Here is a 21,225-nt window from a genome sequence, read left to right on the forward strand (position 1 = left end):
ATCGTGGACTTTGAATTCTCCCCCCACGCTTCCGAGCTTCAGGTCCGGATGCGGTCGTTCATGGAGCAGTACGTCTACCCCAGCGAAATCGTGTACGACCGGCAGCTCGCCCACGCCGACGACCCGCACGCCCTTCCTCCCGTGATGCTCGAACTCAAGGAGAAGGCCCGCGCCGAGGGTCTGTGGAACCTGTTCATGTCCCACGGCGACTGGGGCGCGGGGCTGACCAACCTCGAGTACGCGCCGCTCGCCGAACTCGCCGGCCGCTCCATCATCGGACCCGAGGTGTTCAACTGCTCCGCCCCGGACACCGGGAACATGGAGTTGCTCGCGCTGTTCGGCACCCCCGAGCAGCAGGAGCGGTGGTTGCGCCCGCTGCTGGAGGCCGAGATTCGGTCGTGCTTCGCCATGACCGAGCCCGACGTGGCCAGTTCCGACCCGCGCAACCTCCGCACCAGGATCACCCGCGACGGCGACAGCTACCTCGTCAACGGCCATAAGTGGTACACCTCGGGCATCCTTGATCCGGATTGCCGGCTGATCATCCTCATGGGAGTGAGCGACCCGGAGGCGCCGACCTACCGTCAGCAGAGCATGCTGCTCATCCCCCGGGACACCCCCGGCATCACGGTCCTGCGCGACCTGCCCATGTTCGGCTACACCGACCGGCTCGGACACGGTGACGTGCTCTTCGAGGACGTACGCGTGCCGGCCGCCAACCTGCTCGGCGGCGAAGGCGACGGCTTCGCGCTCGCCCAGGGACGGCTCGGACCCGGCCGGATGCACTACGCCATGCGCGCGGTCGGGTTCGCCGAACGAGCTCTGGGGCTCATGTGCCGGCGGGTGCTCGACCGCGAGGCGTTCGGCGGGCCACTGGCCGACCAGGGCGTGGTGCGGGAATGGATCGCGCGCAGCCGGATCGAGATCGAGCAGTTGCGGCTGCTGGTGCTCAAGTCGGCGTGGTTGATGGACACCAGCGGCAATTCCGCGGCCCGCATGGAGGTGGCGGCGATCAAAGTGGCGGCGCTCGAGGTGGCCCACAAGGTGGTCGATCGGGCCGTCCAGGCATTCGGCGCGGCCGGGGTCAGCGACGACACCGTCCTGGCCCGGTTGTTCGCGATCACCAGGGCGTTGCGCATCGCCGACGGGCCCGACGAGGTCCACCTGCGCACCGTCGCCCGCCAGGAGCTGGCCAAGTACACGAAGAAGGGGGCAGCATGAACGTGCTCGACGGCCGGACAGCGGTGATCACCGGTGGGTCCCGCGGCATCGGGCTGGCGATCGCGCACGCCTATCGGGCCGCGGGAGCGCACGTGGTCATCGCCGCGCGCAAGGCGGAGGGACTGGCCGGCGCACGTGCCGAGTTGCTGCGCACCGAGGCGAGCGGGGGTGTGCACACCGTCGTGGCCAACGCCGGCGAGCCGGAGCAGGCGCAGCGCTGTATCGACGAGACGATGGAGCGCTTCGGCCGGGTGGACGTCCTGGTCAACAACGCCGCCACCAACCCGTACCACGGCGACCTGCTCGACCTCGACCTGCCCCGCGCGGAGAAGACGGTGCGGGTCAACCAGTACGGGATGATCGCCTGGACCCGTTGCGCCTGGAATGCCTCGATGGCCGAGCACGGAGGCGCCGTCGTCAACATCGCGTCGGTGGGCGGGCTGATCGTCGACCCGCACATCGGCTACTACAACGCCACCAAGGCCGCCATGATCCATATGACCCGGCAGCTCGCCTACGAGCTCGGCCCCAAGGCGCGCGTCAACGCCATCGCCCCGGGACTGATCAAGACCGAGCTGGCGCGGGCCGTCTGGGAGGCGCGCGAGCCCATCCTCACCGCGAAGCTGCCGCTGCGGCGGCTGGGCACGCCCGAGGATGTGGCAAGCGCGGCGCTCTTCCTGGCCTCGGAAGCCTCGTCCTGGATCACCGGCCAGGTCCTCGTCATCGACGGCGGCGCGCTGGCCCTGCCGATCGGGGTCGACGAGTGATCGACCACCTGTTCTCCCTGAGCGGGCGGACCGCCGTGGTCACCGGTGCCTCCTCCGGACTCGGGGCCCGCTTCGCGGCGGTCCTGGCCTCCTCCGGGGCGACCGTGTTCGCGGCGGCCAGGCGGGCCGACCGGCTGGCGGAGCTGGCGGCCGGTGATTCCCGTATCCATCCGGTGGCCTGTGACGTCAGCCGCGAGGACGATCGCGAACGGTTGGTCGCGACCGCCTTGGCGGAGACCGGCCGTTTCGACGTCCTGATCAACAACGCCGGCGTCGCGGGCGGACCCCGCGCCGAGGACGAGAGCTCACAGGACTTCGCGGACGTTCTCGCGGTGAACCTGGTCGCTCCGTTCCATCTGGCCCGCCTCATGGCCACGGTGTCCGGCACCGGCCGCAGCATCGTGAACGTCGCCTCCATCCTGGGCCTGGTGTCGGCGGCCCCGATAGGCGGTGCGAGCTACGCGGCCTCCAAGGCGGGGCTGATGGGACTGACCCGTGAGCTGGCCGGCCAGTGGGGTCCGGCCGGCGTGCGGGTCAACGCGCTGGCACCTGGCTGGTTCCGATCCGAGATGACCGAGGAGCTGTTCGCCGACGCCCAGGCCGGCCGGTGGATCGAGAAGAACACGATGCTGCGCCGTGGCGGGGACCCCGCCGAGCTCGACGGCGCTCTGCTCTTCCTCGCCTCGGACGCCTCGTCGTACTGCACCGGACAGGTTCTGGTCGTCGACGGCGGCTGGACGGCGAGATGAGCGCGCTTCCCGCCGTCACGGTAGAAGTGCTGGACGGAGTGGCGGACATCGTCATGTGCCGCGGCGCCCGCGGCAACGCCATCGATCTGGACCTGGCGCGCGGGCTGCGCGACGCCGCCCGGGCCTGCCTGGAGGAGAACGTCCGGGCCGTCCTGCTGCGTGGTGAGGGACGATCCTTCTGCGCCGGCGGCGACCTGCGCGAGTTCTCCGCGTTGCGGGGTGCGGTGCTCAAGGACCATCTCATGGAGGTGACCGACGCGCTGCACGGAGCCCTGCGGATCTTCGCCCGGATGGACGCACCGCTCGTCGCGCAGGTCCAGGGAGCGGTGGCCGGCGCCGGCGTGGGCCTGGCCGCCGCGGCCGACCTCACCGTCGCGGCGGACGACGCGACGTTCGTGCTCGCCTACACGGGCATCGGATACTCACCCGATGCCGGGGTGACCTGGTCGCTGCCCCGGTTGGTCGGCCCCAAGCGGGCCCTGGAACTGCTGCTCACCAATCGCCGGATCTCCGCACGGGAAGCGGCCGACATGGGGCTCGTGACGTCCGTGGTGGCCGCCGAACGGTTGCCGGAGGAAGCGCGACGCGTGGCCACCGCGCTCACCCTGGGTGCGACGAGGGCCCTCGGCGCGACCAGGCGGCTCGTTTCCGCCGCCCTGTCCGGCGACCTCGACCCGCACCTGGATCGTGAGGCCCGCTCTCTCGCCGAGACGGCGGCGTCCCCCGAGGGCGTCGAAGGCGTCGCCGCCTTCCTGGGCAAGCGTCCTCCTCGGTTCTCTTTCCCCCATCCCACCGAATGACCGGAGAAAACTGTGGCCGAAGCCTTCATCGTCGATGCCGTCCGTACCCCAGTCGGCCGCCGCAAGGGAGCACTCAGCCAGGTCCACCCCGCCGACCTGGGCGCCCATGTCCTGCGTTCGCTCGTCACCCGCACCGGGATCGACCCCGGGGCCGTCGATGACGTCTACTTCGGCTGCGTCAGCCAGATCGGGGCGCAGACGGGGAACATCGCCCGTACGTCATGGCTGGCCGCGGGGCTTCCCCAGCACGTGCCCGGCACGACCATCGACCGGCAGTGCGGCTCGTCGCAGCAGGCCGTCCACTTCGCCGCCCAAGCGGTCATGTCCGGCACCGCCGACCTCGTCGTCGCGGGCGGCGTCGAGGTCATGAGCCTGGTGCCCATCATGAGCCCGGCCATCGTGGGCGAACGCGAGGGCATGGGGATGCCGTACGACGGGGAGGGCTGGCGGACCCACTTCGGTGAGGAGGAGGTGTCGCAGTTCCGCGGCGCCGAGCTGATCGCGCGGAAGTGGGATGTCTCTCGGGAGGACATGGAGCGGTTCGCCATGAACAGTCACCGGCGCGCGGTCACCGCCTGGGCGGACGGGGTCTTCGCCGACGAGGTGGTGCCGGCGTTCGGCCTGGAGGCCGACGAGGGACCGCGGGCCGACACCACTCTGGAGAAGATGGCGGGGCTCAGGACGCTCAGCGAGGGCGGCCGGCTGACCGCCGCGGTGTCCAGCCAGATCTCGGACGGCGCCGCCGCACTGCTCGTCGCCTCGCAGGACGCGGTGCGCCGCCACGGGCTCACGCCGCTGGCCCGGGTCCACAGCATGGCCGTGGTGGGCTCGGACCCGATCTACATGCTCACCGGACCCATCCCGGCCACCGAGAAGATTCTCGACCGCGCCGGGCTGTCCATCGACGCCATGGACCTGATCGAGATCAACGAGGCGTTCGCCTCGGTGGTGCTGGCCTGGCAGAAGGAGACCGGCGCGTCCCCCGAACGGACCAACGCGTTCGGGGGAGCGATCGCGCTCGGCCATCCGCTGGGCGCCACAGGAGCGCGACTGATGACGACCCTGGTGCACCAGCTTCGCCGAACCGGCGGACGGTACGGCCTGCAGACGATGTGCGAAGGGGGCGGGATGGCGAACGCCACGATCGTCGAGCGGGTATGAGAGCCGGCCCACTGGAATCGCGGCGGGCCGACCCGGTGATCAGCCGTGAATGGTGTTGAGGATGGCGGCGAGCTTTCCGGGCGCGCTGATCATCGCCAGGTGGCCGGTGTCGAGATCGATGACGTCCGGCCGGAGCAGTGCGATGGATCGCTGCTGGAGCTCCTCGACGTAACACAGGTCCCGCGTGAGGTGCAGGTACGTCCGCGGGATCTCGCGCCGGTATCCGCTCAGGTCCACGGTCTCGCTCAGCAGGGCGGCCGAGTCGTCGATCAGCCGATCCAGCGTGGACACGGTGGTCGCCTCGTCCATGTCCTCGCACAGGATCGCGGCGGCGCCCTCGCGGGTCTGGTGGTAGACGCCGCCGGCGATGGACTGCTCGACCAGATCCCGTACGCCGGGGTCGATCTGGTCGAGCACCCGGGATCCGTCGGGAGGAACCACGGCCGAGACGAGAACGACGTGCCGAATCCGGTCCGGTATGAGGTCCAGGACACGCGGCACCGTGACTCCCGCGAAGGAGTGACCGACCAGCACCACGTCCCGCAGATCCTTGGCTTCGACATCCTCTCGGACCGCGTCGGCGCAGTCCGCGAGGGTGACCGTGTCGAGCCCGACTCCGGCCCTCGTCCCGCGGCCGGGAAGGTCGACCGCCAGCGCCTGAGCGTTCAGGTGGGGGATCAGCTCGTCCCAGCAGTTCGCGCCGAAGCCGGCGCCGTGGATGAGAACGAACGGCATGGGTGGCCTCCTCATTCGGAATGTCGGTGAACCTTAACTGAATTCAATTTCGCTGTATAGGTCTCGTGCCCCTGCCGTTCTCGTTGCTAGCTTAAGTGAGTTCAGTTCGGGAAAGACTGATCGAGGATGGTGCATGATGGGCGCTTCGTGGCGTCGACGAGTGTGCTCCGCTTTACTCACAGGCCTGCTCACCACGGGAATGCTCGCCGGGGGCTGGGCACCCGCGCGGGCCGATCGCCAAGCGCCGACTCCATGGCCGGGCGGGCGATGGGAGCCAGGACCGGCCCGCTACGGAACGACGATCCTGTCGAACGTCCCGGTGCGGATGGACGACGGTGTGACGCTCACGGCCACAGTGGCCTACCCGACCGATCCGGCCACCGGCCGGCGTGCCGCCGGCCGGTTTCCAGTGATCTTGCAACAGACGCCGTACACGGATGAGGTCAATTCCTTCTTCGTCCCGTACGGCTACATCTTCGCGACCGTTCGATCGCGAGGCAGCGGCACGTCGGGCGGCGAGTTCGGGTACGTGTCGGCACGGGATCACCGAGACGGTGTGCGGACCGTCGACTGGGCGGCCCACGAACTGGACGGCTCCAACGGCATCGTCGGTGGATATGGCTGCTCCTATGCCGGAGAGACCCAGCTCTACACGGCCGCCAACGTCGGCCGCGGCTCGCCCCTCAAAGCGATCATTCCCACGTGTACCGCGCAGGACTACCTCCGGGAGACCTTCCTGGTGAACGGGATCCTGACCGGAGACTTCCCGTTCCTGCGCCGCGCGGCCGCCTCCGTGGGCGACACACCCTCGGCGAAAGCCTTCTTCGCCGATCTGGTCGCGAACATCGAGAGCGGTGGTGACGCCGCCTACAGCCGGGACTTCTGGCGGGCCCGCCAGCCCATCACCTTCGCCCAGAGCATCGTGGACAACGACATCCCCGCCCTGCTCTGGAGCGGATGGGACGACGTCGTCATCCGGGGCGCGACCGAGTTCTACACGGCGCTGCAGAACGCCTACCACGACCGCCCCGTCCAGGCCGCGATGGATCCCAGGCAGCCGACCACCGGTCGCTACCAGATCATCGTCGGCCCGTGGGGACACGGTCAGGGCCTCGACAACACCATCATGCTCGAGTGGTACGACACATGGCTGAAGCACAAGAACACCGGCATCGAGCGGACCGACACCCCGATGCACCTGTACGAGCTACGCACGGACCGCTGGATCAACGCCGCGCGCTACCCGATCGTCCCGGACTACACCACCTACTATCTCCACGCGAACGGAGCGCTCAAGTCGTCCCGGCCGTCAAGGGGCAGTGACGCGATCGCGTGGGCCCAGCCGAGCGTGGCGGGCAGCACGCTCACGTACTCGACGCCTCCCCTCGCGGACGGCGCCACCCTGGCGGGACCCGTCAGCGCGGCCGTGTACGCGAGTTCCAGCAACACCAACCTCCAACTGATCGCCACCCTCGCCGACGTCGCGCCCGACGGGACGGCGGCGCCCATCACGTTCGGGGCGGTCCTCGGCAGTCAGCGTGCCCTGGATCCCGCCAAGAACTGGCGCGACCGAAACGGGACGATCATCCGCCCCTTCAACCGGCTGACCGGTGACGACTACCTCACGCCCGGTGTGGTGACACGCTTCGACATCGCGCTCCACCCCCGTCTGTGGGCCGTGCTTCCGGGACATTCACTCCGTCTCACCCTCACGACCCAGACGCCCGATTCCGCCTGCACGGGCTTCAACATCCTTCCGTGTGCTCTCACCGCCCCCGCGCGGGCCAGCGTGGCCGGTGGTGCTTACCGGATCCAACGCGGCTCGGCGTGGCCGTCCTCGGTGAGCTTGCCGCTCCTGCGAGCCGACTGCTTCCGGACGGCGGCCAGCGCGGTCACACCGACGAGCGGCGGCCTCTCTCAGCCCATGGACTGGTCCGCCAAAGGGCCCGGCAATCCGTGCAAGCGTGACAACTGACCAGACGCGCGCCGTCGGTTGCCGGCCTGCCGCGAGAACCCGAGCTCGACCTGGGCGGGCGCGTTCTTGTGAGTATGATGACCTGGAATGGGAGTAGAACCGAGTTCAAGTCAGCTCGACCATGGGGCTTTGGCCAGGTCGCGACGTTCTTCGGCGCAGATGTCAGGGGTGGGGTGATGAAGGCAGCGAAGATCACGGAGCCGGACGAAGGTCCCCGTTCCAAACGGGGGGCCATCCTGACGGCTGCGATCAAGAATTTCGGCAAGAACGGCTACGACGCCACCAAGTGGTCGGTGGTTGCCGATCAGGTAGGAATCGGGCAGACAGCCCTTTATCACTACTTCGAGTCGAAGGCCCACTGCCTGCTCACGATCATGCGGCTTGAGCTTCAGCGTTCGCTGGAGATGTTCGTGAAGGCGACCGACGACCAGCCGGACCCGATGGAGGCGTTGCGGGAAGCGGTGCGCTCGGCGTACGTGGTGTCCGACCGCGATGTGGCGCAGATGCGGATCTTGCAGAACAACCTGGCGATCCTCGCGGTGCCGCGTAGTTCGAAGAAGGAGGAGGCCGAGCGGCTCGCCGCTCGCGAGCTGGTCCATAGGATCGAGGACGCGTGGACCGAGCTGCTCCAGCGAGGGATGGACGAGGGCGCCTTCGTCCGCCGTGACGCGCACACGCTGGCCCTGAACATGCTCGGCATGATCGTGAGCGTCTGGCGATGGTATCGCCCCAGAGGTCCGGTGACTCTGTCCAACGTGAGCGAGCTGACCGAAGACTGCTGCGTGCGGATGGTCGCACCGTAGCCGATGGTCCGACGACCGGCATGGCCAGTGGGGAAGGCCGTGCCGGTCGCTCTGTGTCGGGATGAAAGCACCGCGTTTGGCTCATCAGGCTATTGCCCGAGTGTGAGCGCGGCGATAGAGTCCCGTAAACTGAACTGAACTCAGTTGTGGGAGTACGTCATGCGCCTCCATTCAACGCACCTTCTCACCACCTGCGTCGCGGCCCTCGTGCTCGCCACGGGCGCCTGCGGTGGTGGCTCCAACGCCGCGGACGACAAAGAAATCAAGATCGGTGCCTGGTACCCACTCACGGGCCCCGTGGCCGCCTCCGGCGTCCCGCAGCGCGCGGGCGCCGACGCCTACTTCAAGATGATCAACGACAAGGGCGGCATCAACGGGCGCAAGATCAACTGGATCGTCAAGGACAACGCCTTCGACCCCCAGCAGACCGTCCAGATCGCCCGGGAGCTGATCGGCCAGGACAAGGTCGTGGCCATCGTCGCCGCCAACGGCACCGCGCAGGGCGAGGCGAGCTTCCCCTTCGTCCTGCAGCAGTCGAAGATTCCGATTCTCAACGAGCTGGGCGGCGCCGCCAGCTGGTACACCCCGCCCCGTCCCGGCCTGTTCGGGGTCCAGACCCTCTATGAGGACCAGGCGGCGGCGCTGGCGGCCTGGGCGGCGGAGGACGGCGCGAAGAAGGTACTGGTCGTGCACAGCGACCCCGCCGCGTTCGTCAACGTGGCCAAGCAGGTCGGGCCCGTCCTGCAGAAGGTCAGTCCGGGCAGCAGCGCCGAGCTGTTGTCGGTGAAGTTCCAGTCCACCGACTGGAGTCCGACGATCACGCAGGTGAAGGCCAAGAAGCCCGACGCGGTGATCGTGATCCTCGCCTCGCCGGAGGCCGCGGCCTTCCTCAAGGAGGCCAAACTGCAGGGCCTGTCCGTGCCTGCCTACGGCTACGCGCCCACGGCGGCGGCCTCCACGCTCACCCTCGCCGGTGACGCCGCAGAAGGCTTCAAGGCGGTGCAACTGGTCAAGGCGCCGAGCGACAGCGATCCGTCGGTCAAGGAGTTCCGCGACGCGATGGCCAAGTACGAGCCGAAGCAGGCCGCCGACTTCATCGCTCTCTGGGGGTGGGCCTCAGCCAAGGTCTTCGTCCAGATCGCGCAGACCGTACAAGGCCCGATCACCTCGCAGTCGCTTGTCCAGGCGTACGAGAAGGCGGGCAAGATCGACCCTGGTGTCGCGCCGGTCATGAACTTCAGCGCCGCCAACCACCTCGGGACCCGCAGCGTGCAGAAGGTGGTCGTGAAGGGTGGCCAGTTCGTGGCGGAAGGCGACTTCTTCACACCCCCAGACCGGTGACACCGGCTCACCTGCTTTCCTTGATGCTGAGGAGGATCGATGATCATGGTGCTGCGAGAGTACATGGCCTGCATGGACAGCCAGAACCCGGAGAAGGCGCTCGAGTGCGTGGAGCCGGACTTCCGGTTCCTGCTCGCTCTCCCCGGCGGTCAGGTGAGCGGACAATCCAAGGAGGACTTCGCCCGGTACATCTCCGGCCGCAACGCGGTCGAGCGGGTACACAAGGTCCTCCGCTCGGCGGTCGACGGGAACCTCGAGATGGTCTACGGGGTGGTCGTCGAGTCGGGTAAGCCCACCGGAACGTTCCACTCCGCGGCCGTCGTGTCGGCCAACGGGAAGATGCTCCGCTACCAGTCCTTTTTCACGACCTCGTTCGAGCTGCTGGACTGGCCGGCCGCTGATCAGTAGAGGAGAGACCTCATGTACAACCTCGTACTGCTGGCCGCGCGGCCGCCGGAGTGGACCCACGAGCAGTTCATCGCATGGTGGCGGGTCGAGCACGCGGAGCTCACCTATCGGCTGCCGGGGCTGCGGGCGTGGCGGCACACCGAGATAGACGCGGCGTTCGACACCCGTTCCGAGGGCTGGGACGGGGTGTCGGTGCTCAGCTTCGACAGCGCGGAAGACCTCCGGAAAGCGCTGGACAGCCCCGAGTGGGCTGCGGCGGTCGCCCAGGTCGGCGACATGAGGGGCCGCCGACTCGCCGTGATGGGAACCGAGAAGGAAATGTTCACGGGCTGACCAGCGTGAGTGATGCGAGGAAAGCGTATGCGACAGGTAGTGAGTGAGTTCCGGCGGCGGGCCGAGGAGTCGGATTCCGTGGCCGTCATCGACGATTCGGGTAGTCACACCGCACGCGAGCTGCTCACTCATGCGGCCGGGCTCGCTGACGCCGTGACCGGCCCGGGTGGTGCCGGGACCGTGCTGGTGCAGGCCGACAACTCGTGGCGGACTGTCGCGGCCAGCCTTGCCGTGGGGATGAGCGGCGGCGTGCTGGCGGTGGTCAACCGGCACACGACCGGCGCCGAGTTCGCCGCGGCCTTCGAGGACATCCGGCCCGACGCCGTGGTCGCCGAACCCTCCGCCCTTGAGGAGTGGGCCGTGCCCGCCCTGATGGCCGGCGCGGGCCGGCACGAGGTGCTGGACGGCTGGGCGGCCTGGTCAAGCGATGGGCCACGGGACGTCTCGCGGTGGTCCGGAGGTTCGCTGATCGGGCTGACCTCCGGGTCGACGGGACGGCCCAAGGGGGTGGTGCAGTCCGAGGACGCCTTGCGGTACGCCTGCTCGCACACCATCGCCATCAACGGCCTGCGCCACGGGGACGCGATTGCCGCGATCGTGCCGCTGTCGTCCACCGCGGCGTACTGTTTCGGGGTCTTCCTGGCCCTGTCGCTGGGCGGTCCGCTGGTCCTGTGGCGCAGGTGGGACCCCGCCGCGGTACTGGCTCGGATGGCCGAGACGCGGGTGCGGTGGACCATGTGCGTGCCGACCATGTCGCTCCAACTGGGCGCAGCCGCTTCCGGGTCGCGGGCGCTCCAGGGCGTACGTTCGATCACCGTCGGTGGCGGTCCGATGGACGTGGCGGCCATGACCCGGGCCGAGGAGTCGCTGGGCACCAGGATCCTGCGGGTGTTCGGGATGTCGGAGTGCCTGGGTCACACCTCGCCGTCGCCGGAGGAGCCGGTGGAGATCCGGCTCGGCCGTGACGGCCGTCCGTTTCCCGGCACCGAGCTTCGGGTGGTCGGCCAGGATGGCCGTGAGGTACGGCGGGGTGAGGTCGGCCGGGCCCAGGTGCGCGGGCCGTCGCTGTTCCTCGGGTATGCGCATGAGGGGAGGCTGGACCCTCCGGAGGTGACCGCGGACGGGTTCTTCCCGACCGGTGATCTCATGATGACCAACGAGGACGGGACCGTCAGCGTCATGGGCCGGGAGAAAGATGTGATCATCCGCGGCGGCCGTAACATCGACGTCACCGAGGTGGAACGCGCCGTCGCGTCTCATCCGGATGTCTCGCAGGCCTGTGTGGTGCCGGTCCCCGACGAGATTCTCGGTGAACGGGTGGCCGCGCTGGTGACCTCCGCTGACAGAGGCGGGATCGGGCTCGATGAGATCAGCCGGCACCTGCAGGAGGTGGGGCTCTCCAAAGCGAAGTGGCCCGAGTTCGTGTTCGCCGTCGACGAGCTGCCGCAGACCACGGTCGGCAAGATCTCCCGAGCCGGCGCCCGTGACCTCGCCTGTGACCTGCTCGCGGGCCTGGCCGGCCAGGCCCGCGAGGCGGAGAAGTGACGGCACCTGCCCGGGGGGGCCAGTGGGTCGAGTCCGGAGCCGAGCTGATCCAGTCCGGAGTGCACCGCGTTCCGCTGCCGCTTCCGGGTGACGGGCTGCGTGCCGTCAACGTCTACCTGCTCGAAGAGGACGACGGCATTGTCATGATCGACGGCGGCTGGGCGTTGCCCCAATCCCGCCGGGCCCTCGAGGAGGCCATGGCATCGGTGGGGTACGACCTGGGTCAGATCACGAAGATCTTCGTCACCCACATCCATCGCGATCACTACACACAGGCCGTGGCGTTGCGCCGGCTGCTGGGGTCGCGAGTGTACCTCGGTGCCGGCGAGCGGCAGGGCCTGGAGCTGTTGGGCGAGGTGCGCAGTGACGTGCCGGTCACCTCGCTGCGAGTGCTCCGCCGTGGCGGCGCCGGCGACCTCGCCGACCGGCTGTCGGGCGTTGACCACGGTGGTTTCACCGCGAGCGACTGGGAAGCGCCGGACGGCTGGCTCAGCGCCGGGGTTCTCAAGCTCGGCCGGCGGACTCTCCGTGTCATCCCCACGCCCGGCCACACCAAGGGGCACGTGGTTTACCTGGACGAAGCGGGGGGTCTGCTGTTCGCTGGTGACCACGTCCTGCCGCACATCACGCCGTCCATCGGCTTCGAGCTCGGCGAGTCCGAGCGCCCCCTGGCCGACTACCTCGATTCGCTGCGGCTGATGACCCGCTTCGCCGACGCGCGGCTGCTGCCCGCGCACGGCCCGGTCACCGAGAGCGCCCATGCTCGCGTCGCCGAGTTGCTGGCCCATCATGACGTACGGCTGGCGCAGGCACTACGGGCTCTCGGCACGCGGACCCTCGACGGGTACGCGGTCGCGCGGCAGCTGACCTGGACCCGGCGAGAGGTGCCGTTCGCCGGCCTGGACGACTTCAATCAGATGCTCGCGGTCAATGAGACGGTCGCCCACCTCGACGTCCTCGTCGCGCGCGGACAGGTGACAGTGGAGCTCGACGGCGAGGTGGGCAGGTACACGCGGGTGGACGGCGGCGCGGAGTGATCGGCGTCCGGTCCGCGCCGCCATAGCCGGCCTCAGCGGGCGGTGTAGCCGCCGTCGACGTACAACTCGGAACCAGTGATGAAGCTCGCCTCGTCGGAGGCCAGGAAGAGCGCGGCGTTGGCGACTTCGTCAGTGCTGCCCAACCGACCCATCGGGGTGTTGTCGACCATCAGGTCGAGCCGGGGCGTCCCCCGCCAGAGCTTGCGTGACAACGGGGTCTCGATGAATCCCGGGTGCAGCGAGTTGACCCTGACCCCCCGCGTCGCCCAATAGAGCGCCGCGTTCTTCGTCATCAGTCGGACCGCGCCCTTGGCGGCGTGGTAGGAGAACTGCCCACCGAATCCGCCAACCGTGCCGAAGATCGACGAGACGTTGACGATCGAGCCCCCACCGGAGCGCTCGATCACCGGGCCGACGTGCTTCATCCCCAGCCAGACCCCGCGCTGGGTCACCGCGACGACCGCTTCCCAGGTCTCCAGCGTCTCCGTCTCCACGTTCGTCATCTTGGCGATGCCGGCGTTGTTGACCAGTACGGCGATGCCGCCGAACCGCCCGTCCACCTCGTTCACCACCGCCTCCCAGGCCTGCTCGTCGGTGACGTCGAGGCCCATGCCAAGGGCGCGTCCACCCGCCGCCGTGACCTTCTCGGCGGCCTCTTCACAGCGTCCCGCGTCCACGTCGGTGATCACGACCGCCGCGCCCTCCTCGGCGAACCGGCGGATGACTGCCTCGCCGATTCCGCCGGTCGCGCCGGTGACCAGGGCTACGCGTCCGGACAGTCGAGCTTTCACGGCAATCTCCTTTTCCGACCGGCCATCGACGGGCCGGCCGCCATGCGTTGGTGGACTTCAAAACTGGGTCAGGGGGTCTCAGACCGTGAATCGCCCGCCGTTGCTCAGCAGCACGGCACCCACCACGTTCGAGGCGCCAGGAGAGGCGAGGTACAGGATGTTGTCCGCAAGCTCTTCCGGGGAGGCATACCCCACCGGTCCCGATGCTTCCAACGCCTGCCTGACGGCCGTGGGAGTTCGGGCCGCCATGGGGGTGTCCACGGGACCTGGGGCGACGACGTTGACCCGTACGCCGAACGCCGCCGCCTCTTTGGCCACCGACTGCGCGAGCGCGTGTACGCCCGCCTTGGACGCCGCGTAGTGGGCGTAGCCCGTCAGCGTGTCGAAGGCCGCCGACGATCCGACCATGACCACGGCGCCGCGACCCGCCGGGATCATCGCGCGCACCGCGGCACGCAGGACGTGGAACGACCCGTCGAGGTTGATCGCCATGACCCGGCGCCACTGTTCGTCCTCGAGATGCCGGAACACGTCGAGGGGCTCCCCTGACTGCTGGGCGGCCAGGATCCGCTTCTTGGCGCGCGGGTCGTCGACTCCCGCGGTGTTCACCACCACATCGAGCCGGCCGTGTGCCTCGACGATCCGTTCGACCTGCGCTTCGACAGCGGCGGCGACGGTGACGTCCAGGGCGGCCGGGCGGCCGGTTCTGGTCGTCGCGGCCACCGTACGCGCTCCGACCTCATTGACGTCGGCCACATAGATCGCGGCGCATTGCTCGCGATCGAGCTGCCGGACGACTGCGGCGCCGATTCCGGAGCCGCCTCCGGTGACCAGAGCGATCGTCCCCGCAAATCGGCCGTTGGTGGTTCCGGTCATGCCGTCGGTTCCCTTCGCTCGCTGGTCGCTCACTGCTCGCTCAGGGGAAAGGCGATCTCAGGAGTCCGGCAGATCAGCAGTCGGCGGCACTTGCCGGACGCGGGATCCACGAGCGCGCTCACGTTGAACGACGCCTCGAACCGGCCGTCCCGCGTCACCAGCCCGAACCCCAGCTCCACGTCGCCGACGGCCGTGGCCCGGACCAGGTGATGAACGAGCGTGTTCTTCTCGCGTTGCTGGAGGTAGCCGACCAGGCCCGCACGGTCGCCGCAGAACTCGGCGGTCTGGGCGTTTCCCTTGGAGAACACCACTGACATCTGGAAGTCATCGGTGATCTTCTTGAGCACACGTTCCGGTTCGTCGGAGTCCATCGTGGCGAACCACGCGTCGAGCAGGGGCGTTTCGGTGGCCATGGGTGGCTCCTTATCGATGACCGTAGGGTGAATTCCGCGCGCGGAAGCAAGGTCCTCTACCGGGAATCTCACGTCGCCGCCGCCTTCAGGGCGGTGTCGGCCGCGGTGAGCCCGAAGACGAGAGCTGCGGCGATACCGCCGGCGTAGGCGCGGTGCCACAAGCCGCCGACGTCAGACCCCGCCGCGAGGAGTCCGCCGAGCGGTTCGCCGTCCCCGCGCAGGACGCGGGCGTGGTCGTCGACGCGCAGACCGTGGAACGGAAAGGTGATGGCCGGCACCGTCTCGATGACGTAGTACGGCGCTTCGTCGAGCGGGAGGCGGTCCAGCTCCCGGCCGGGCCGCAGCTCCAGCCCTGCCGAAGCGCGCTCGTTGAACGCCTCGACGCCGTCGCGAACGGCCTTGCCCCGGTAGCCCCATTCCTCGGGCAGGAAGGCCAGCTCGTCCAGGTCCTCGGCGACTCCGACGCGGCCTCCTCGCTTGCTCGCCAGGGCGAACTTGTCGACGGCGACGGCTCCCTCGACGTAGGAGCCGAGGACCCAGTCGCGGAACACCCGGGCGTCGGCGACGAGGAGACCGCGACTGCCGGGCTGCTCCAGCAACGCCATGGTCGTGAGATGGTCGCCCTTCGTCTCATCCACGAACCGCTCGTTGTCCAGGTTGAACAGGAGGGCGTGCTCGCTGTAGTAGAGCGAGAGGTCCACGAAATCCGACGGATCGGCGAAGGACAGGCCGCTGGGGATGAGGTGGCCGTAGAAGCCGGCGTCCTCATGACCGGTGGCCGCGCCGACCTGGGTGGCCAGACGGTAGCCGCCGCCGCGGCTGTGGGGATTCGAGCGCAACTCCATGCGGTCGGCGTGCGGGTGTACATGAGCGGTTCGGAGTCCGAGGTCGCCCTGGAAACCGCCGGTCGCGATGAGCGTCGAGCGGGCCTGGACCTCCCTCGACGTGCCGTCGGCTGACCTCAGTCGCGCTCCGACCACGACCCCGTGCTCCGCCACCAGGTGTTCGGTGTCGGTGTTGAGCAGCAGCTCGCCGCCGCCCTGAAGGATGAGCCGACGGCAGGTGTCGACGTAGTGGTTGGTGTCGAACCGGTGTCCGCGGCCGAAGCTGAGGACGCGTTGCGCGTCCTTGGCCTCGACGCCGATGGAGCGGATCCACGCGATGCCGTCGGCGAACCGGTCCACCAGGGCGCGCTTCAGCGAGACGTCTCCGTGGGGATTGTGCTCATCCATGACGTCGTGGCTCGGGGCAGTCCAGGCGTATCCGGCGAAGCGGGCGGACCCGCCGACGTCTTCGCTGATCTCGACGATCACCACGGACAGTCCATCGCGTGCCGCGCGGGCACCGGCGGTCAGCCCTGCCATGCCCGCACCGATGATCAGCAGATCGGTCTCCTCTGCGCTCACGCGGCTCTCCTCTGCCCGGATCGGCTGGTCGGCGGGGGTGGTTGCCATCCGCGTGCCACGATAGACCAAACTCAATTCAATTCAAGTCTTGACCCTTGTCGTAGTCGCCAGAGAGCTGATCAGCATCCAGAGCCCACGATGCGGAGCGCGAACTCGCTGTACTGCCACACGACGGCGTCCTCGCTGTGCTCGCCGTCATCGCGGTACCAGGCCGCCAATCCCATGCCGAGGTCGAGGATCGCGTAGGACGCGAGCCGCTCCGAGGTCACGGAGAACGCTCCCGCGGCGATCCCCGCTCGTACGAGATCGCGAAAGCAGGTCTCGTACTCGGCGCGCAGGTCGAGCACGCGGCCGCGATGAGGCTCGACAAGACTGCGGATCTCCCGGTTCCCGACGAACGCTTCACGCCGGTGCCGGGCGTGATAGCGGACGTGGGCCTCGCTCGCCCGCCGCAGGCGCTCGACGGGGTCGGTCGTGGTCGCGACCGCCGCACGGTGGGCGGCGAGCAGCTCCCGCATCGTCACGGCCATGATCTCGGCGAGCAGATCCTGCTTGGAGTTGACGTGCTTGTACAGGCTGGGCGCGCGCATCCCCACCATGGCACCGATGTCGGCCATCGTGGTCGCTTCGTACCCCTTGTCGGCGAACAACTCCAGCGCTACCGCACGGATGTGATCGAGCCTGTCCACAGCGCCTCCCTTCGGCTAACACATCTTAGCCCCTTGGTCTTGCACAGCCATGGTTGCGCGCTACAGTTCGGCTAACGATGATTAGCCACATGGGAGGCTCCATGGCCGTCGACCTTGCCCCCGGTCCAGCTGTCGCCGATGTCGCCCGGCGTACCGCGACGTTCATCCGCGAGGTGGTGATGCCCGTTGAAGAGCGACATCGTGGTGTCGTACGGTCGGAGGACGTCCGCAGGCAGTTGCAGCAGGCCGCGAAGCAGGCCGGGATCTTCGCCCCGCACGTCGCGCGGGAGTACGGCGGGCTCGGGCTGGACATGCTCGGCCGGGCGGCGGTGTTCGAGGAGGCCGGCTACTCCCTCCTGGGACCGCTCGCACTCAACATCGCGGCGCCGGACGAAGGCAACATGCACATGCTTGAGGCCATCGCCACCGGCGAGCAGAAGGAACGCTACCTGCGGCCTCTCGCCGCGGGCGAGGTCCGCTCCTGCTTCGCGATGACCGAGCCGGCCCCCGGCGCGGGCTCGGATCCGAGCGCGCTCTCCACCTGTGCCACGCGAGTGGACGAGGGGTGGCGCATCGACGGCCGCAAGTGGTTCATCACCGGCGCGGACGGTGCGGGTTTCGCGATCTGCATGGCGAGAACCTCAGGGCGGCAGGGCGAAGCGGGTGGCGCGACGATGTTCCTCGTCGATGCCGGCAACCCCGGCATGAAGACGGTCCGGCACATCGACACTCTCGACGAGAGCCTGTACGGGGGGCACGTCGAGCTGGCCTTCGACAACTGCGTGGTCGGCGACGACGCGGTGCTCGGTCAGGTCGACCAGGGTTTCCGCCACGCCCAGGTCAGACTGGGTCCCGCCCGCATGACGCATTGCATGCGCTGGCTGGGCATCGCACGGCGGGCGCAGGACATCGCCGTGGCGCGGGCGGCGGAGCGGCGGCTGTTCGGGTCGCGGCTGGGCGAGCTCGGCATGGTCCAGCAGATGATCGCCGACAACGAGATCGACATCGCCGCGTCCCGTGGCCTCATCCTGCGGGCGTGCTGGGAACTCGACCGGAAGGAATCCGCGTCACAGTCCACCGCGATCGCCAAGACCTTCTGCGCGGAGGCGATCTGGCGCGTCGTCGATCGTGCCGTGCAGATCTGCGGCGCTCTCGGCATCTCCGGCGACGTCCTGTTGAGCCGTTACCTGCGGGAGGTCCGCCCGTTCAGGATCTATGACGGACCGTCCGAGACCCACCGCTGGGCCATCGCCAGGCGGGTGCTGCGCCGGCATGACGCGGAGGCGGCACAATGACCGGCACGGCCCCGTCCGTGGTCGACGGCCTGGATCTTCCAGCGCTCGAACGGTTCTTCGCCGAGCGCGTGCCCGGGTTCACCGGCCACCTCACCGCCGAGTTACTCCAAGGGGGCCGGTCGAACCTGACGTACCTGCTCATGGACGGGCGGCACAAGTGGGTGCTGCGCCGTCCACCACTGGGCGGGCTCACCCCGTCGGCGCACGACATGGGCCGCGAGTTCCAGGTCGTGGCAGCCCTCGCCGGCAGCCGGGTTCCGGTCGCCGGCGCGGTCGTCCTGGCCGGGGCGGAGGTGCTGGGCGTTCCCTTCTCGGTGGTCGAGCACGTCGAGGGGGTCGTGCTCCGGACCACGGACCACCTGCTCGCGCTGTCCGACGAGGACCTCGCCCGCTGCTCGTACGGATTGATCGATGTGCTGGCCGAGTTGCACGCGGTCGACCCCGCCGCGGTCGGGCTGGCGGCTTTCGGCCGTCCTGAGGGCTACCTGGCCAGGCAGGTGGGGCGCTGGCACGACCAGTGGCAACGGGTGCGGACCCGCCCCCTGGCCGACATCGAGCGGCTGCACGCGCGGCTGGCCGAGCGGTGTCCTCATGAGAGTGGCGCCTCGATCGTGCATGGCGACTATCGCATCGACAATGCCATCCTCGCCCGGAACGATCCCGCCGAGGTTCGCGCGGTGGTGGACTGGGAGATGGCCACGCTCGGCGATCCGCTGGCCGACCTGGGATTGCACCTCGTCTACTCGGATCCGGCGTTCGCTCCCGTCCTCGGCGGCTCGGCCGCCTCCACCAGTGAACGCTTGCCTACGCCCGCCGAACTCGCGCAGCGCTACGCCGCGGTCAGTGGTCGCGACCTCGGCCGGCTCGACTTCTATCTCGGGCTCGGCTACTTCAAGATCGCCGTGATCGCGGAAGGCATCCATGCCCGCTTCCAGCAGGGCATGACGCGGGGATCCGGGTTCGAATCGGCCGGCCAGGCGGTCGCGCCGCTGGCCGCCGCCGGCCTCCGCGCCCTGGAGCAGCCCGCCTCTCACTAGGAACGATCAGCCGCCGGTTCGCCTACCTCGACCCCCTGGAAGTACAGGTTTGGTGAACTGACTTCAGTTTACTAGCATGGGAGGCATGCTGATGTCGATCATCGGCGGCCGAGCGGTGGCCGCACTTCACACCACGGCGAGCCGGATGGCGCGGTGAGAGCGCTCAGGCTTCCGGGCTGGGGCACTCCGGCGGTCCTCACCGACGTCGAGCGGCCGACCCCCCGAGACGGCGAAGTCCTGCTACGAGTGGAGGCCGCAGGTCTGTGCCACTCCGACCTGCACGTCCTCGACGCGGGTCCGGCGGGCATGCCCTTTCCGGCACCGTTCACCCTCGGCCATGAGATCGCCGGTCGTATCGCGGCCGTGGGCCCGGCCGTCACCGACGTCGCCCTCGGCGATCCCGTCGCGGTCTACGGCCCATGGGGCTGCGGTGAGTGCCCGCGCTGTCGGGCCGGTAAGGACAACTACTGCGACCGCCGGGCGGAACTGCCGTGGGCTGGAGCCGGACTCGGCCGCGACGGCGGGATGGCCGAGTACGTCCTCGTGCCATCGGCCCGCCACCTCGAGCCGATCGGCGAGTTGGACCCCCTGCAGGCAGCGCCGATGACGGATGCCGCCCTGACGCCCTACCACGCCATCCAGCGATGCAGGCCGGCGCTGGGCGAGGGGTCGACGGTCGCCGTCATCGGCGTCGGCGGCCTGGGACACCTGGCCATCCAGATGCTCCGCGCGATGACACCGAGCCGGGTATTCGCCGTCGACGTGCGCGACGAGGCCCTGAGCCTCGCCGACAGATGCGGAGCCCACCTGAGCACCGGCATCTCAGGAGACACGAGCCGGGTCCTGAGGACCGCGAGCGGCGGTCACGGCGTCGACGTCGTGCTCGACTTCGTGGGCACCGACTCGACGCTTGACCTGTCCGCCGGGAGTCTCCGCGCCGACGGGGAGCTCGTGGTGGTCGGCAGCGGAGGTGGACGGCTGAGCGTCCGGAAACCAGGCCCGCTCCCCCAGGGCGCCCGGATCTCACTACCGTTCTGGGGCACCCGCCCCGAGCTCACCGAGGTGATCGCGCTCGGCCGTTCCGGCGCGCTCCATGTCGAGGTCGAACGGTTCCCGCTCTCCGATGCCCTTGAGGCGCTGGACCGGCTACGTAGCGGACGGCTGAAGGGACGAGCCGTAATCGTGCCCGATTGACGCGCTCAACGTCGGCTCTGAGGCGGAGACACGCTCCTGCCGCCCGGCACCGCTGACCAGCAGCACGACCTCGACACCACGACCACCGGTGCGGCCTGCCCAGGCTGCTCAAGGCGTGGCCGAGCCCGGCGCCTGCCAGCCGGGATCGGGGTGATCGCGGTGTTCTCCAGCCTGGATGAGGCCGAGCGAGAGCAACTCGCCCGACGCCAGATCCCCCTCGTCCTCCTGGATCCGGCCGACAACCCCGGCAAGGGAATCCCGTCGGTGAGCGCGGGCAACTGGAGCGGCGGGCTGGCGGCCACGCGTCACCTGCTGGAGCTGGGGCACCGCCGGATCGGCATCATCGCCGGCCCCGACTATGCGCTGCCCGACCCGCCTACAGCCATCTTCGCGACGAACGACGGCCAGGCCATCGGCGTCTGCCACGCGGCCCGGCGACTCGGCCTGCGCATCCCGGACGATCTGAGCGTGGTCGGTTTCGACGATCTGCCGTCCGTGCAATGGGCCATTCCGCCGCTCACCACCGTTCGCCAGCCGCTCACCGCCATGGCCGCCGCGGCCACCACCATGTTGCTGACGCTCGCCCGTGGTGAGCCCTTGGTCCAGAACCGCATTGAACTCGCCACCGAACTCATCGTCCGCGAGAGCA

General features: G+C 69.1%; 21 protein-coding genes and 1 pseudogene. 16 read left to right on the forward strand and 6 right to left on the reverse strand.

Annotated elements, in window-relative coordinates; genetic code table 11:
• Positions 1-3: 3 nt before the first annotated feature.
• Genes ACGFNP_RS21260 through ACGFNP_RS21280 form a run of 5 tightly spaced genes read left to right on the forward strand, consistent with a single transcriptional unit; the run spans position 4 to position 4,698 of the window.
• On the forward strand, positions 4-1,221 hold the full coding sequence (locus ACGFNP_RS21260; protein ID WP_358315845.1) for an acyl-CoA dehydrogenase family protein: 1,218 nt from the start codon (positions 4-6) through the stop codon (positions 1,219-1,221).
• On the forward strand, positions 1,218-1,988 hold the full coding sequence (locus ACGFNP_RS21265) for an SDR family oxidoreductase (RefSeq protein ID WP_358315842.1): 771 nt from the start codon (positions 1,218-1,220) through the stop codon (positions 1,986-1,988). The genes ACGFNP_RS21260 and ACGFNP_RS21265 overlap by 4 nt, the downstream gene beginning before the upstream one ends.
• Positions 1,985-2,737, forward strand: coding sequence for an SDR family NAD(P)-dependent oxidoreductase (locus ACGFNP_RS21270; RefSeq protein WP_393320994.1), 753 nt, complete (start codon positions 1,985-1,987; stop codon positions 2,735-2,737). The genes ACGFNP_RS21265 and ACGFNP_RS21270 overlap by 4 nt, the downstream gene beginning before the upstream one ends.
• Positions 2,734-3,537 carry an enoyl-CoA hydratase/isomerase family protein gene (locus tag ACGFNP_RS21275; protein ID WP_393320997.1) on the forward strand — a complete coding sequence of 268 codons (804 nt, stop codon included), beginning with the start codon at positions 2,734-2,736 and terminating at the stop codon, positions 3,535-3,537. The genes ACGFNP_RS21270 and ACGFNP_RS21275 overlap by 4 nt, the downstream gene beginning before the upstream one ends.
• 12 nt (positions 3,538-3,549) lie before the next feature.
• Positions 3,550-4,698: an acetyl-CoA C-acetyltransferase gene (locus ACGFNP_RS21280; protein ID WP_393321000.1), complete on the forward strand. Its 1,149-nt coding sequence runs from the start codon at positions 3,550-3,552 to the stop codon at positions 4,696-4,698.
• A gap of 39 nt (positions 4,699-4,737) precedes the next feature.
• Here ACGFNP_RS21280 and ACGFNP_RS21285 read toward each other — a convergent pair whose 3' ends face one another.
• Positions 4,738-5,433 (reverse strand): alpha/beta fold hydrolase, encoded by a 696-nt coding sequence (locus tag ACGFNP_RS21285; protein ID WP_358315829.1) that lies wholly within the window; start codon positions 5,431-5,433, stop codon positions 4,738-4,740.
• 325 nt (positions 5,434-5,758) lie between these two features.
• On the opposite strand from ACGFNP_RS21285, the gene ACGFNP_RS21290 reads away from it, so the two are divergent.
• The 7 genes from ACGFNP_RS21290 (at position 5,759) to ACGFNP_RS21320 (ending at position 12,875) form a co-directional block, all read left to right on the forward strand.
• Positions 5,759-7,408 carry a CocE/NonD family hydrolase gene (locus ACGFNP_RS21290; RefSeq protein ID WP_393321004.1) on the forward strand — a complete coding sequence of 550 codons (1,650 nt, stop codon included), beginning with the start codon at positions 5,759-5,761 and terminating at the stop codon, positions 7,406-7,408.
• 176 nt (positions 7,409-7,584) lie between these two features.
• The gene (locus ACGFNP_RS21295) at positions 7,585-8,211 is read left to right on the forward strand and encodes a TetR/AcrR family transcriptional regulator (RefSeq protein ID WP_393321007.1); all 627 of its coding nucleotides are present in this window, start codon (positions 7,585-7,587) and stop codon (positions 8,209-8,211) included.
• A 159-nt stretch (positions 8,212-8,370) separates the two neighbouring features.
• Complete coding sequence (locus ACGFNP_RS21300; protein WP_358315820.1) at positions 8,371-9,552, forward strand: ABC transporter substrate-binding protein; 1,182 nt, start codon at positions 8,371-8,373, stop codon at positions 9,550-9,552.
• Between the two features lie 39 nt (positions 9,553-9,591).
• Complete coding sequence (locus ACGFNP_RS21305) at positions 9,592-9,960, forward strand: nuclear transport factor 2 family protein (protein WP_358315817.1); 369 nt, start codon at positions 9,592-9,594, stop codon at positions 9,958-9,960.
• A 12-nt stretch (positions 9,961-9,972) separates the two neighbouring features.
• Positions 9,973-10,293 carry an EthD family reductase gene (locus ACGFNP_RS21310; protein ID WP_358315815.1) on the forward strand — a complete coding sequence of 107 codons (321 nt, stop codon included), beginning with the start codon at positions 9,973-9,975 and terminating at the stop codon, positions 10,291-10,293.
• A gap of 27 nt (positions 10,294-10,320) precedes the next feature.
• Positions 10,321-11,838, forward strand: coding sequence for a class I adenylate-forming enzyme family protein (locus ACGFNP_RS21315; protein ID WP_393321012.1), 1,518 nt, complete (start codon positions 10,321-10,323; stop codon positions 11,836-11,838).
• Complete coding sequence (locus ACGFNP_RS21320; RefSeq protein WP_393321015.1) at positions 11,835-12,875, forward strand: MBL fold metallo-hydrolase; 1,041 nt, start codon at positions 11,835-11,837, stop codon at positions 12,873-12,875. Before ACGFNP_RS21315 ends, ACGFNP_RS21320 begins: the two co-directional genes overlap by 4 nt.
• A gap of 32 nt (positions 12,876-12,907) precedes the next feature.
• On the opposite strand, the gene ACGFNP_RS21325 is transcribed toward ACGFNP_RS21320, so the two are convergent.
• From ACGFNP_RS21325 to ACGFNP_RS21345, 5 genes are all read right to left on the reverse strand, one after another.
• Positions 12,908-13,666 (reverse strand): SDR family NAD(P)-dependent oxidoreductase, encoded by a 759-nt coding sequence (locus ACGFNP_RS21325; RefSeq protein WP_358315806.1) that lies wholly within the window; start codon positions 13,664-13,666, stop codon positions 12,908-12,910.
• Between the two features lie 78 nt (positions 13,667-13,744).
• Positions 13,745-14,542, reverse strand: a complete 798-nt coding sequence (locus ACGFNP_RS21330; RefSeq protein WP_393321019.1) for an SDR family NAD(P)-dependent oxidoreductase — start codon at positions 14,540-14,542, stop codon at positions 13,745-13,747.
• A gap of 29 nt (positions 14,543-14,571) precedes the next feature.
• Positions 14,572-14,955, reverse strand: coding sequence for a hypothetical protein (locus ACGFNP_RS21335; RefSeq protein WP_393321022.1), 384 nt, complete (start codon positions 14,953-14,955; stop codon positions 14,572-14,574).
• A gap of 68 nt (positions 14,956-15,023) precedes the next feature.
• Complete coding sequence (locus tag ACGFNP_RS21340; RefSeq protein WP_393321025.1) at positions 15,024-16,361, reverse strand: FAD-binding protein; 1,338 nt, start codon at positions 16,359-16,361, stop codon at positions 15,024-15,026.
• Between the two features lie 119 nt (positions 16,362-16,480).
• Positions 16,481-17,050 carry a TetR/AcrR family transcriptional regulator gene (locus ACGFNP_RS21345; RefSeq protein ID WP_358315794.1) on the reverse strand — a complete coding sequence of 190 codons (570 nt, stop codon included), beginning with the start codon at positions 17,048-17,050 and terminating at the stop codon, positions 16,481-16,483.
• Between the two features lie 101 nt (positions 17,051-17,151).
• Here ACGFNP_RS21345 and ACGFNP_RS21350 point away from each other — a divergent pair, with 101 nt between their 5' ends.
• From ACGFNP_RS21350 to ACGFNP_RS21365, 4 genes and pseudogenes are all read left to right on the forward strand, one after another.
• Complete coding sequence (locus ACGFNP_RS21350) at positions 17,152-18,345, forward strand: acyl-CoA dehydrogenase family protein (RefSeq protein ID WP_358315791.1); 1,194 nt, start codon at positions 17,152-17,154, stop codon at positions 18,343-18,345.
• Positions 18,342-19,382 (forward strand): phosphotransferase family protein, encoded by a 1,041-nt coding sequence (locus ACGFNP_RS21355; protein WP_358315788.1) that lies wholly within the window; start codon positions 18,342-18,344, stop codon positions 19,380-19,382. The genes ACGFNP_RS21350 and ACGFNP_RS21355 overlap by 4 nt, the downstream gene beginning before the upstream one ends.
• 153 nt (positions 19,383-19,535) lie before the next feature.
• Entirely contained in the window at positions 19,536-20,576 is a 1,041-nt protein-coding gene (locus ACGFNP_RS21360) for an NAD(P)-dependent alcohol dehydrogenase (RefSeq protein WP_393321030.1), read from the forward strand.
• A gap of 264 nt (positions 20,577-20,840) precedes the next feature.
• A pseudogene (locus ACGFNP_RS21365) lies at positions 20,841-21,167 on the forward strand (substrate-binding domain-containing protein); the annotation flags it as partial.
• Between the last annotated feature and the right edge of the window lie 58 nt (positions 21,168-21,225).

The organism is Nonomuraea sp. NPDC049269, assembly GCF_043197155.1.
Classification (GTDB): Bacteria; Actinomycetota; Actinomycetes; order Streptosporangiales; family Streptosporangiaceae; genus Nonomuraea.